The following is an 11,698-nucleotide window of genomic DNA, read 5'->3' as shown; positions in this document are numbered from 1 at the left end:
GCCGCCCTTTTCGTTTGTGGGTAGGGCAATCGCATAGGAAATGAAGTCGCTGCATGGAAACCCCTTCTCCCCTCGGGGGTCCGAAGGACGGGTTGAGACCTGCGGCTCAACCCCGGTAGGGGGCCGCCCTTCGACAAGCTCAGAAGGCGGATGAGGGGGATGGCAGACGCACGAAAGCCTATGGATTCGAGACGATTGGCCCCCTCATCCGACCCTTCGGGCCACCTTCTCCCCGGGGGGAGAAGGAATTTGCGCCGGCGAGGCTTGCTGCGCCCGCTGGCTGAGCCAGACACTGCTGAGCACGACGACGATGCCGAAGATCTGGATCGGGCTCAGCTGCTGGCCGAGCACCCACCACCCCAAGATCACAGCAGTCGTCGGGCTGAGGAAGCCGAGCGGCGAAACTACCGATGGCTCAAGCCGCGAGAGGCCGCGAAACCAGAGGATATAGGTGAGTGCTGCGCCGATCAGCCCGAGATAGGCAAAGCCCAGGATATTGGCGCTGGTCAGATGCGGAAGCGGCGGCTCGAGCAGGAGAGCGAACGGCAGCAGCAATGCGCCTCCGGCCGTCAGCTGCCACGCCGTGAAGGTCAGCGGCGAAACATCCGGCCGCCAGCGGCGGCTGAGCACGGTTCCACCAGCCATAGAGAAGGCGCCAGCGATGCCAGCGGCAATACCGATGGGATCGAGCGTTGCCTTCGGCGTGAGGATCAGCAGGGCGACACCGCCGATACCCGCAACGGCGGCGATGATCGAAAGGCTGCGGATCGGCGAGCCGAGCAGCAATCGCGCCAGCACGATGACGATCAGCGGCTGGACCGCGCCGACCGTGGCCGCCACGCCTCCCGGCAACCGATAGGCCGAAATGAACAGCAGCCACCAGAAGATGGAGAAGTTCAGCGCGCCGAGAACGAGCGACTTGAGCCACCAGATCCCATGCGGAAGCCGCCGTACGATGAGGAGCAGCAGCAGCCCGGCCGGCAGAGCGCGCAGGGTTGCGACGGTCAGCGGATAGCCGGCGGGCAGGAGCTGCGTCGTCACCAGATAGGTGCTGCCCCAGATCGCCGGCGCGATGGCTGTCAGCAGAAGGTCGACATTACGGTTCATGGCCCTGGCCCCAAATTTATCTCGACCTCAAGATAAACCGAAATATCTTGACGTCAAGATAAATTCGTGGCGATGTTCTGACATGGATCGCATCGACAAGATTCTTGACCAGTGGCGCCGCGAGCGGCCCGATCTCGACACTGCCGCCATGGGCCTGTTCGGGCGCATGCGCAACCTCACGCTCCATCTCTCGCGCGAGATGGAAAAGACCTTCGCGCGCTTCGACCTGAATTCGGCAAACTTCGATATGCTGGCGACCCTGCGCCGCTCGGGCGAGCCCTATACCCTCTCCCCCAGCGACCTGATGGATACGATGATGGTGTCATCGGGCACCATGACCAACCGCATCGATCAGCTCGAAAAGGCCGGCCTCGTCGCCCGCAGCCAGAACCCGAACGACGGCAGGAGTTTCCTGATTTCCCTGACCCCGGAAGGCTTTAAACTCATTGACGCTGCCGTGACGGCGCATGTCGAAACGCAGGCACGCCTGGTCTCTGCCCTCTCGCAAGAGGAAAGAGCTGCCCTCGACGTCCTGCTGCGGAATTATTTAGCCAGCTTCGAATCTCGCTGACAGGTCCGAACGCCGCTCGGCGCAGACATCGCGGATGCAGCCGCGCAGCCAGCGATGCGCCGGATCGGCGTCCATTCGCGGATGCCAGAGCAGCGAAATCGTCACATCCGACGTCGGCACCGGCAGCGCGAAACTATGCATATCGGCCCTGAGATTGCCCGTATACCGCTCCGGCACGCTGACGATCAGGTCGGAAGCGCGGGCCAAAGCCAGCGCCGCCGAAAAGCTGCCGACGATGGTTGCAATCTGCCGCTCCAGTCCCAGCCCTTCCAGCGCCTCATCGATCTCCCCCTTCTTCAGGCCACGCCGTGAGACAAGGATGTGCTGGCCGGCGGCATAGCGCGCGGGCGTCATCGCACCTTCGCTCAGCGGGTGGCCGCTTCGCACCACGCCGATAAAGCGGTCCCGGAACAAAGCCTGCGTTCTAAGCTCCGGTCCTGTATCGTCGCCGACAACGCCGGTCTCGAGATCGATCGTGCCGTCGCGCAGTGGCGTGCTGTCCTTGTCCAGCTTCTGGGTGAAATAGAGCCGCACGCCGGGCGCCTGCTCTGCAATGCGAGCGATGAGATCCGGGCCGAAATTCTCCACGAAGCCCTCACGAGTGCGCAATGTGAAGGTCCAGACGAGCTGCTTCAGGTTCAGCGTCTCGGAGGGCCGCAACGCCGCCTCCGCCTCCTGCACGAGCTCGCCGACACGCTCGCGCAGCTCCAGCGCCCGCGGCGTCGGCACCAACCCACGGCCCGCCCTGACCAGCAGCGGATCGCCCGTCGTCTCGCGCAGGCGCGCCAGTGCCCGGCTCATGGCGGACGGGCTCAGCCGCAATCGCCGGGCCGCGCGCGCGACGCTGCCCTCCGCAAGCAGGACATTGAGAGTGACAAGCAGGTTGAGATCGGGCGTCGACATGACGCGACCATAGCACGATTTCGCCGAGATATAGCGTTAAACGCACGAATGAAGTGCAAATGCTGCGCGTTCCGCCATATCGCGCAAACAGCTACCTTTCTGCCGGGACTTTTAAGACACCGCCAGAACTGGAGCTCATGTTGAAGCCAATCATTGAAAAACCGGCGAAAGCCGGGCGGATGAAAGCCGCACCTTCGGTCCGATGGGCGCTTGCCAGCCTCTCGCTCTCCATGCTGATGCCGTCGCTCGATACCAGCATCGCCAATGTCGGCCTGCCGACGCTGGCAGAGGCTTTCGGCGCTTCCTTCCAGCAAGTGCAGTGGATCGTGCTCGCTTATCTGCTCGCGATTACCGCACTGATCGTCAGCGTCGGACGGCTGGGCGATATCGTCGGTCGCCGCCGACTGCTGCTGACCGGAATAGCCCTCTTCACCCTCGCCTCGCTCTTCTGCGGGATAGCACCGACGCTGTGGCTGCTGATCGCTGCCAGAGCCTTGCAGGGCCTCGGCGCCGCCATGATGATGGCATTGACGGTGGCGATGGTCGGCGAGACGGTACCAAAGGAGAGAACCGGCAGCGCCATGGGCCTCCTCGGCACGATGTCCGCCATCGGAACCACGCTCGGTCCGTCACTCGGCGGCATCCTGATTGCCGGCTTCGGCTGGGAAACCATCTTCCTGGTCAATGTGCCGCTCGGGATCGCGAATTTCCTTCTCGCCGCCCGCTTCCTGCCGTCGGATCGTCAGGATCGAAAAGCCGCTCAAGGACGCCCGGATGCGATCGGCACGCTGTTGTTTGCCTTGACGCTTGCCGCCTATGCGCTCGCCATGACGATGGGGCATGGCAGCTTCGGTGCTGTGAATATCGGCCTGCTGCTGGCCGCAGCCTTCGGCACCGCGCTCTTCGCCTTTACCGAGACGAAAGTGAAATCGCCCCTGCTGCGCCTCGCGATGTTCCGCGATTCGGCGCTGAGCGCGGGCCTTGCCATGAGCACCCTCGTCTCGACCGTCATGATGGCGACGCTGGTGGTCGGGCCCTTCTATCTCTCCCGCGCGCTCGGCCTCGATGCCGCCCATGTCGGCGCGGTGATGTCCGCCGGCCCGCTGGTGGCGGCTCTGACAGGCGTGCCGGCCGGCCGCATCGTCGATCGCTTCGGCGCCCATCGCATGACCATCACCGGCCTCGTCGCCATGATCATCGGCCTATTCCTGGTAGCAGCGCTGCAGGGCAGGTTCGGTGCAGCTGGATATATCGGGCCGCTTGCCCTCGTGACGGCGAACTATGCCCTGTTTCAGGCAGCCAACAACACCACGATCATGACCAATATCCGTCCTGAACAGCGCGGCGTCATTTCGGCCATGCTGAGCCTGTCGCGAAACCTCGGACTGATCACCGGCGCATCCGTGATGGGCGCGGTCTTCACGCTGGCATCGGGAACCACCAACATCGCCATCGCACGCTCCGAGGCCGTTGCAATGGGCATGCAGATCACCTTCGCGATCGCCGCCCTGCTGATCGTCGCAGCACTCGTCGTCGCGCTTACCGGCTTCGCCATCGCGAAGCGCACTGCACTTTCCGAGGAGGCGTCGTGACGCCAGGGCGATTGCAGCCTGCTCGATACAAAAGAGGCCCGGAGTTTTCACTCCGAGCCTCCTAAAGCAATGCAATCCGACGGATTGAATCAGAACGTTGCCGTCACCGGATCCGGGCCGATACGGCCGCCGGCAGAATCGAGCTTGGCAATGTCAGCCAGATCGTCGCTATCGAGCTTGAAGTCGAAGACCTTAAGGTTTTCCTCGATGCGGCTCGGCGTGACCGATTTCGGAATGACGATCAGGCCGTTTTCGATATGCCAGCGGATGATCACCTGCGCCGGCGTGCGGCCATGCTTGGCGGCGACCTTGCCGATTGCGGCGTTGGTGAGGAGCTTGCCCTGGCCGAGCGGGCTCCAGGACTCGGTCTTGATGCCGAGCTTGTCGTGCACTTCGCGCAGCGCCTTCTGCTGGAAGGTCGGATGCAGCTCGATCTGGTTGAGGACGGGCGTGACGCCGGTTTCGCCGATAATGCGGTCGAGATGTTCCTTAGCGAAGTTGGAAACGCCGATCGAGCGAGCGCGGCCTTCTTCCTTGAGGCGAACGAAGGCCTTCCAGGTGTCGAGATAGCGGTCGCGGTGCGGCGACGGCCAATGAATGAGATAGAGGTCGAGATAGTCAGTACCGAGCCGCTTCAGGCTTTCATCAAAGGCCTTGAGGGTGGAATCGAAACCCTGGGCCTCGTTCCAGAGCTTGGTGGTCAGGAAGATATCCTTGCGGGCGACGCCGGACTGGCGCATGCCTTCGCCGACGCCATCTTCATTGGCGTAGATGGCTGCGGTATCGACATGGCGATAGCCGGCCTTCAAGGCCGTGCTGACCGCCATCGGGGCAACGTTTTCGGGCGTCTGCCAGACACCGAGGCCGACCTGCGGAATGGAATTGCCGTCGTTGAACGTAATTGTCGGTTGCGTGATCACGATGAGTCTCCAGATGATGGATGGTGGGTGGAGTGAAGGTGTGATTCAAATCCGGAAAGAAAAAGTCCCGGCCTGGCTCGCGCGGAGCGCCGGTCGAAAATCTATATAGTGGAGAATATTGGGATTTTAACCCCGAGCGACATTTCAGACAACCCGAAGCACCGTACCTTTTCGGAGCAATGGAAGTATGCGCCGCATGTCGCCAAGGCTGACGGCGACACAGCCGGCCGTCGGCTCGTAGCCGGGCTTGATCAGATGGAAGAAGATCGCCGAGCCACGGTGACGCCGGCGCGAGCGGATGTTCCAATCGAGCACCAGGCAGATGTCATAGAGGCCGTCGCCTCGCCGCATTTCCTCGTGGCTCGGCGTGAATGGAGCCTTCACCAGCCTGTTGTAATTGGCATCGTCAGGCTGATCGCACCAGAGCATATCCTTGCGGATGCGCCGCATCGGCAGGGCGGTGCGAAGGAAGCGGACATGCTCGCCGCGGGTGAAGCCATAAAGCAGCTTCATATCGGCAATCGGTGTCGCGCCGTCGCCCTCGCGCTTCAAAATGCTGCGCCCGGATCGGCCGATCGCCGCCGGGATGGTCAGAGGTCCGACCCGCACCAGAGCGCGCGTCTTCTTACCCGGCGCAGGACGTACGACGACCGTGGAAGCGGCCCGCTTGGCCCCTGCCCTTGTCTTTTCCATTTTCCTCACATGTTTTTGCTTTGCGCGTGATTTCATTTGAAATCATAGCAGTTCCAACCAAACCACCAAGCCTGAGCCGCGTCGCGACTTGCTAAAAATGCAATTTGGCGTAGGACTTAGGAGGGATTAGAACGAGGATCCGAACGGCATGACCGCACGCACCATTCTCCTGGTGGACGATGACAACGACCTGCGCGAAATGTTGGTCGAGCAATTATCGCTTTACGAGGAATTCAACGTTCTGCAGGAGGTGAATGCCGGAAAGGGCGTGCAGACGGCACGCACCGTGCCTGTCGATCTCCTGATCATGGATGTCGGCCTGCCCGACATGGACGGCCGCGAAGCCGTGAAGCTGCTGCGCAAGAACGGCTTCAAGGCGCCGATCATCATGCTGACAGGCCATGATACGGATTCCGACACCATCCTCGGCCTCGAAGCCGGCGCGAACGATTACGTGACCAAGCCCTTCCGCTTCGCCGTGCTGCTCGCCCGCATCCGGGCGCAGCTGCGCCAGCACGAGCAGAGCGAGGACGCGACCTTCACCGTCGGCCGCTACCTGTTCAAACCAAGCCAGAAGCTTTTGACCACCGAAGACGGGCAGAAGATCCGCCTCACGGAGAAGGAAGCCGCCATCATCCGCTATCTCTATCGCGCCGACCAGAAGGTCGTGACCCGCGATATCCTTCTCGAAGAGGTATGGGGCTATAATTCCGGCGTCACCACCCATACGCTCGAAACCCACGTCTATCGCCTTCGCCAGAAGATCGAACGCGATCCCTCCAACGCTGAAATCCTGGTCACGGAAAACGGCGGCTACAAGATCATCCCCTAGGGAACAGACATGGCGCTGAACGACGATATCCGCCTGCTGTCGCAACTGCCGCTGTTTCACGGCATGGGCGATGAGCCGCTGCGGCTGATTGCCTTCGGCGCCGACCGCCGCCACGTGGCCGAAGGCCAGACCCTGTTCAGGGAGAAGTCACCGGCCGAATGCGCCTATGTCGTCGCGCGGGGCAGCTTCGAACTCAGCACCATAGACAATGCCGGGCAGAAACAGGTCGAAGCGGTGATACAGGCCGGCACCATGCTCTCGGAGCTGGCGCTGGTGACGCCGGTGGAGCGGAAATACACGGCCGTCGCGGCCGAAGAGTCCGACGTGATCCGCATCACGCGCGCGCTCTTTCATCGGCTGATCGAAGAATATCCCGATGCCGGCCTGCTGATCCAGAATAGGATCCGCGAGAACTTCGCGACACTTGCCAGGCAGGCAGCCGCGCTTCTCGGCCGGTTTTCCTGACCCCGCGCGGCGATCCAGCTAGATCGTTCTAGAGATTGAAATGCGCCGTTACCGGCACATGGTCGGACGGGCGATCCCAGCCGCGCGCCGCCTTCAGGATCTCGATGCGCTGCAGGTGCGGGCCAAGATCGGATGACGACCAGATATGGTCGAGGCGGCGGCCGCGATCGGCAGCCTCCCAATCCTTGGCGCGGTAGCTCCACCACGTATAGAGCTTCTCATTGGCGGGCACCTGCTGGCGCATCAGGTCGAGCCAGGCACCGCGCTTCATCACCTCGATCAGCCCATCGGTCTCGACCGGCGTGTGGCTGACGATCTTGAGCAGTTGCTTGTGCGACCAGACGTCATGCTCCAACGGCGCGATATTGAGATCGCCGACAAGGATCGCCGAGGTGTTCTGCTCGGCATTCGCGTGCAGCCGCTTCATTTCCTCGATGAAATCGAGCTTGTGACCGAACTTCGGATTGATGGCGCGATCCGGCTCGTCGCCACCGGCTGGAACATAGAAATTGTGCAGACGGATGCGCCGGCCGCCGCGCTCGAAGATCGCCGAGATATGTCTGCTATCGCCGACATTGCAATAATCCTGCCGATGATCCTCGGTCAGCGGAAAACGCGAGGCGATTGCCACGCCATGATAACCCTTCTGACCATGGATGATGATGTGCTCGTAGCCGAGCGCCCTCAGCGGCGCATGCGGGAAAAGCTCGTTCGGGACCTTGGTCTCCTGCAGGCAGAGAATATCAGGCCGGGCCTGCATCAAGAACTGCTCGACAATGGGCATGCGCAGCCGCACCGAGTTGATATTCCAGGTCGCAATCGAAAATCCCATGCCCAAGCCTTTCCCACAGAGCAATTCCAGGAAAAGTGCGCAGCGGTTTTCCGTCCGGAATCACGTCAAAACAGACAGCTAGAGCGGTTCCGTGAAACGCTGAACCGCTCTAGCCAGGATAAGGCTTTAGACCGGCTGCGACCGAAAGAAAAGCGCCATTCGGCGCTTCTCCCGTTGCGAGGAATGGAGACGGCGATCAGCGCGTATAGTCGATGCGGAAAACGCTGTCGTCGAAGGCGACATTGGTCTTCACGTTGTTGATGATGACATCGGTCGTCTTGCCCTGCGGGTCGATGACGGTCCACTGGCGCAGGTCGTAGCTCTTCGAATCGAAGATCATCGCGATTGTGGAATCGCCGAAGACAGTGCGGTTGCCGAGTGTGATCTTGGTCAGATCCGGCTGCGAATCGACATTGCGCACCATGTCGGCGGAAAGGTCGATCTTGTTGGCAAGCAACAGGCTCAGCGGCGTTTTCGACAGCTGGTACATGTTCTTCGTATTCGTCTGGTCGTTGATGACCTGGACGTTGTTGCCATCACAGATGACGCGCATGCGTGACGGCGGATCGTAGTTGAAGCGCATCTTGCCGGGCCGCTGGATGAAGAAGGAGCCGCTCATCTGATCGCCGCGTGGCCCGATCTGCAGGAAGCCGCCCTTCATGGTCTTGATGGATGAGAAGTGATCGGCGATGGCCTGGGCAATGCCTGGGTTGATACTTGCCGCCTGCGCCTGCGCAAGAGCCGAAACCGGCAGAGCGCCTGCCGCACCGACCGCGACCACGGCGCCGAGGAAATGCCGGCGGGTCAGTGAAAATCGGCTCAAGGGCTGCGCATCAATCTTTTTCATCGAATTCTCCTTCATGCTTTGTCCATGGCGCGCAAAATCGGCGTCTTCATGGCGCGGCGGCCCGGGGTCGGCTGCGGGCCACGATCAAATTTCCCTGAACATAGGCGGGATATGTGACACGGAAAGGCGGATCGCCTCAGCGATCCAGAATGTCCGCTTCGGTGGGAACGAGAATCTCGCGCTTGCCGGCATGGTTGGCCGGGCCGATCAGGCCCTCCTGCTCCATGCGCTCGATCAGCGAGGCGGCGCGGTTGTAGCCGATGCCGAGGCGGCGCTGGATGTAGGAGGTCGAAGCCTTGCCGTCCCGCAGGACGATCGCGACAGCCTGATCGTAGGGATCCTCCGAATCGGAGAGATTGGAAGTGCCCACCGGACCGTGGCCGTCTTCATCCTCATCATCATCGGCGGTGATGGCATCGAGATATTGCGGCGAACCCTGCGTCTTCAGGTAGGCGACGATGTCCTCGACCTCGCCGTCGGCGACAAACGGGCCGTGAACACGCTGGATGCGCCCGCCGCCGGCCATATAGAGCATGTCGCCCATGCCGAGCAGCTGTTCGGCGCCCTGTTCGCCGAGGATAGTGCGGCTGTCGATCTTCGAGGTCACCTGGAAGGAGATGCGCGTCGGGAAGTTCGCCTTGATCGTGCCCGTGATGACGTCGACCGACGGACGCTGCGTCGCCATGATGACATGGATGCCGGCCGCGCGCGCCATCTGCGCCAGGCGCTGCACCGCGCCTTCGATATCCTTGCCGGCGACCATCATCAGGTCGGCCATCTCGTCGATGATGACGACGATGTAGGGCATCGGCTTCAGATCGAATTCTTCCGTCTCGTAGATCGCCTCGCCGGTCTGGCGGTCGAAACCGGTCTGGACAGTGCGGCTGATCGCCTCGCCCTTGGCGACAGCCTGCTCGACACGGGTGTTGAAGCCGTCGATGTTGCGCACGCCGATCTTCGACATCTTCTTGTAGCGCTCTTCCATCTCGCGGACGGTCCATTTGAGCGCGACGACGGCCTTCTTCGGGTCGGTGACCACGGGCGAGAGCAGATGCGGAATGCCGTCATAGACGGACAGTTCCAGCATCTTCGGATCGATCATGATCAGACGGCACTGCTCCGGCGTCATGCGATAGAGCAGCGACAGGATCATCGTGTTGATGGCGACGGATTTACCCGAGCCGGTGGTACCAGCGACGAGCAGATGCGGCATCTTGGCGAGATCGGCGATGACGGGTTCGCCGCCGATCGTCTTGCCGAGTGCCATGGCGAGCTTGGCCTTGGAGGTCTCGAAATCACGGCTGGCGACAAGTTCACGCAGATAGACGGTCTCGCGCGTGGAATTCGGCAGTTCGATGCCGATGGCGTTGCGGCCGGGAACCACGGCGACGCGGGCGGCGATCGCGCTCATCGAGCGGGCAATATCGTCGGCGAGGCCGATGACACGCGAGGACTTGATGCCGGGTGCAGGCTCCAGTTCGTAGAGCGTCACCACCGGGCCGGGGCGGACATGGATGATCTCGCCCTTGACGCCGAAATCCTCCAGCACGCCTTCGAGCATGCGGGCATTCTGCTCGAGCGCATCGGCGGAAAGCGTCGTATCCCGGGTGACGGTCTTCGGCTCGGCGAGCAAATGCACGGCCGGCAGCTGGAAGCCATAGGGCCGTATGAACGAGGTCTGTGCCTCACGCTCCGCACGTGCGCCGGGCTTCGGACGCGCGGCCGGCGGGATAATGCGCTGGCCAGCTGCCGCCTTCGGCGAAACAGGGCGCAGCGGCCATTCATCGTCTTCCTCATCATCGGGCAGGATGTCGGCCGGGCGCCGCGGATCGCGCTCATAGGACGGATCCTCGTCCTCGTCGTCGTCATCGTTGAGGCTGATGGAGGGCGCGGAAACGACACGGCGCGCAGCCGAACCTTCGAGCGAAGGCTCGACGCGATCGCCCCGGGCCATCGGCGTCTTGGCGCGCACGGGTTCGTTCAGCGTGCCGAATTCGTCATCATTGAAATCATAGGGCGCATCGAAGGCGTGGTCGCGGCGCTTGCGCGGACCCATGCCGAACAGGCGGCGAAGACGAGCATGCGCGTTATACCATGCATGCATGACCGCCCCGAAGGCCATAAAGTTGCTCAAAAAGCCGCCGCGATCATCGTCCTCGTCTTCATCGCCTACCCGGCGAGCGCGGCTGTGTGTGTTCTCATAATCGTCTTCGTCCTCGTCGTCCTCCACCAGGCTTTCACCGATCACGCCCGCGCCGAAAAGCATGAGCCAGATCGCGGGAACAGCCAGAACCGAACCGATCACGATGGCGACGACGCCGCTCGGATAGGTGCCGATGAAAAGGGCGGGAAAGCGCAGGAGGATATCGCCGACGACCCCGCCGATGCCGTTCGGGATCGGCCAGGTCGGCGGCGCGGGAAAGCAGGCGATGGAGCCGGCCGCGACGACACAACCGCCGAGCCACGCGCCAAGGCGCGACGGCACGCGATTGAGCTTGCGGTTGGAAATCATCGCAAAGGCCCAGGCGGCGACGGGCAGCAGCGCGACGACGGAGGCAAGTCCGAGCGCCTGCATCATGATATCGGCAAAGGCGGCACCGGGAAAACCGAGCAGGTTGGTCGGCGCATTGCCGGTGGCGTAGGAATAGCTGGGATCCATGACGTTCCAGGTCGCCAGTGCCGCAACGGCCAGCGCCAGCAGGAACAGCAGGGCAAAGCCTGTCAGGCCCTTGATCTGACGCCACACCACACCCGAAAGCGAAAAACGGTCGGGGCGACCGCTCAACGCCGCCGAATTGCTTCTGCCCATGATATCCAGCCCCGTTCCTTGTCGAAAGCGCAAGCGAATCGGTCTATGCCCACTCGCCGGCAGGTTAGCCCTACCTAATCAGAGGAGGGTTAATGGCATGTTAACCATGCGGCCAAGCCTGGCGAAT

Annotated in this window: 11 protein-coding genes; 4 read left to right on the top strand and 7 right to left on the bottom strand. The window is 62.2% G+C overall.

Going from position 1 to position 11,698, the window contains the following annotated elements; all coding sequences use genetic code 11:
- Positions 1–204 precede the first annotated feature (204 nt).
- On the bottom strand, positions 205–1,107 hold the full coding sequence (locus JTP94_RS27400) for an EamA family transporter (RefSeq protein ID WP_204853551.1): 903 nt from the start codon (positions 1,105–1,107) through the stop codon (positions 205–207).
- Positions 1,108–1,189: 82 nt separating this feature from the next.
- On the opposite strand from JTP94_RS27400, the gene JTP94_RS27395 reads away from it, so the two are divergent.
- Positions 1,190–1,678: a MarR family winged helix-turn-helix transcriptional regulator gene (locus tag JTP94_RS27395; RefSeq protein ID WP_204853550.1), complete on the top strand. Its 489-nt coding sequence runs from the start codon at positions 1,190–1,192 to the stop codon at positions 1,676–1,678.
- Here the strand turns inward: JTP94_RS27395 and JTP94_RS27390 are convergent.
- Positions 1,655–2,581 carry a LysR family transcriptional regulator gene (locus JTP94_RS27390; RefSeq protein ID WP_204853549.1) on the bottom strand — a complete coding sequence of 309 codons (927 nt, stop codon included), beginning with the start codon at positions 2,579–2,581 and terminating at the stop codon, positions 1,655–1,657. The two genes, JTP94_RS27395 and JTP94_RS27390, sit on opposite strands and share 24 nt — an antisense overlap.
- A 137-nt stretch (positions 2,582–2,718) precedes the next feature.
- Here JTP94_RS27390 and JTP94_RS27385 point away from each other — a divergent pair, with 137 nt between their 5' ends.
- Positions 2,719–4,173: an MFS transporter gene (locus JTP94_RS27385; RefSeq protein ID WP_204853548.1), complete on the top strand. Its 1,455-nt coding sequence runs from the start codon at positions 2,719–2,721 to the stop codon at positions 4,171–4,173.
- Between the two features lie 89 nt (positions 4,174–4,262).
- On the opposite strand, the gene JTP94_RS27380 is transcribed toward JTP94_RS27385, so the two are convergent.
- Positions 4,263–5,093, bottom strand: a complete 831-nt coding sequence (locus JTP94_RS27380) for an aldo/keto reductase (protein ID WP_204853547.1) — start codon at positions 5,091–5,093, stop codon at positions 4,263–4,265.
- Between the two features lie 144 nt (positions 5,094–5,237).
- Positions 5,238–5,786 carry a L,D-transpeptidase gene (locus tag JTP94_RS27375; protein WP_204853546.1) on the bottom strand — a complete coding sequence of 183 codons (549 nt, stop codon included), beginning with the start codon at positions 5,784–5,786 and terminating at the stop codon, positions 5,238–5,240.
- Positions 5,787–5,934: 148 nt separating this feature from the next.
- Between JTP94_RS27375 and JTP94_RS27370 the strand changes: the two genes are divergently transcribed.
- The gene (locus JTP94_RS27370; protein ID WP_034509100.1) at positions 5,935–6,618 is read left to right on the top strand and encodes a response regulator transcription factor; all 684 of its coding nucleotides are present in this window, start codon (positions 5,935–5,937) and stop codon (positions 6,616–6,618) included.
- A 9-nt stretch (positions 6,619–6,627) separates the two neighbouring features.
- Positions 6,628–7,083, top strand: a complete 456-nt coding sequence (locus tag JTP94_RS27365; RefSeq protein WP_204853545.1) for a cyclic nucleotide-binding domain-containing protein — start codon at positions 6,628–6,630, stop codon at positions 7,081–7,083.
- A 28-nt stretch (positions 7,084–7,111) separates the two neighbouring features.
- On the opposite strand, the gene JTP94_RS27360 is transcribed toward JTP94_RS27365, so the two are convergent.
- From JTP94_RS27360 to JTP94_RS27350, 3 genes are all read right to left on the bottom strand, one after another.
- Positions 7,112–7,915, bottom strand: coding sequence for an exodeoxyribonuclease III (locus JTP94_RS27360; protein ID WP_204853544.1), 804 nt, complete (start codon positions 7,913–7,915; stop codon positions 7,112–7,114).
- Between the two features lie 196 nt (positions 7,916–8,111).
- Complete coding sequence (locus JTP94_RS27355; protein ID WP_204853543.1) at positions 8,112–8,762, bottom strand: outer-membrane lipoprotein carrier protein LolA; 651 nt, start codon at positions 8,760–8,762, stop codon at positions 8,112–8,114.
- A gap of 136 nt (positions 8,763–8,898) precedes the next feature.
- Positions 8,899–11,571 (bottom strand): DNA translocase FtsK, encoded by a 2,673-nt coding sequence (locus JTP94_RS27350; protein ID WP_204853542.1) that lies wholly within the window; start codon positions 11,569–11,571, stop codon positions 8,899–8,901.
- Positions 11,572–11,698 lie beyond the last annotated feature (127 nt).

This window comes from Martinezella lusitana (assembly GCF_016901135.1).
Lineage (GTDB): Bacteria > Pseudomonadota > Alphaproteobacteria > Rhizobiales > Rhizobiaceae > Rhizobium > Rhizobium lusitanum_D.
The sequence above is the reverse complement of the archived record's forward strand: the minus strand, read 5'-3'. Positions and strand labels throughout refer to the sequence as shown.

Bases quoted from the DNA above. Each gene is read 5' to 3' on its own strand.
- JTP94_RS27365 (WP_204853545.1), top strand. From the start codon at position 6,628: ATGGCGCTGAACGACGATATCCGCCTGCTGTCGCAACTGCCGCTGTTT.
- JTP94_RS27360 (WP_204853544.1), bottom strand. From the start codon at position 7,915: ATGGGATTTTCGATTGCGACCTGGAATATCAACTCGGTGCGGCTGCGC.
- JTP94_RS27385 (WP_204853548.1), top strand. From the start codon at position 2,719: ATGTTGAAGCCAATCATTGAAAAACCGGCGAAAGCCGGGCGGATGAAA.
- JTP94_RS27400 (WP_204853551.1), bottom strand. From the start codon at position 1,107: ATGAACCGTAATGTCGACCTTCTGCTGACAGCCATCGCGCCGGCGATC.
- JTP94_RS27355 (WP_204853543.1), bottom strand. From the start codon at position 8,762: ATGAAAAAGATTGATGCGCAGCCCTTGAGCCGATTTTCACTGACCCGC.
- JTP94_RS27395 (WP_204853550.1), top strand. From the start codon at position 1,190: ATGGATCGCATCGACAAGATTCTTGACCAGTGGCGCCGCGAGCGGCCC.
- JTP94_RS27390 (WP_204853549.1), bottom strand. From the start codon at position 2,581: ATGTCGACGCCCGATCTCAACCTGCTTGTCACTCTCAATGTCCTGCTT.
- JTP94_RS27350 (WP_204853542.1), bottom strand. From the start codon at position 11,571: ATGGGCAGAAGCAATTCGGCGGCGTTGAGCGGTCGCCCCGACCGTTTT.
- JTP94_RS27370 (WP_034509100.1), top strand. From the start codon at position 5,935: ATGACCGCACGCACCATTCTCCTGGTGGACGATGACAACGACCTGCGC.
- JTP94_RS27375 (WP_204853546.1), bottom strand. From the start codon at position 5,786: ATGGAAAAGACAAGGGCAGGGGCCAAGCGGGCCGCTTCCACGGTCGTC.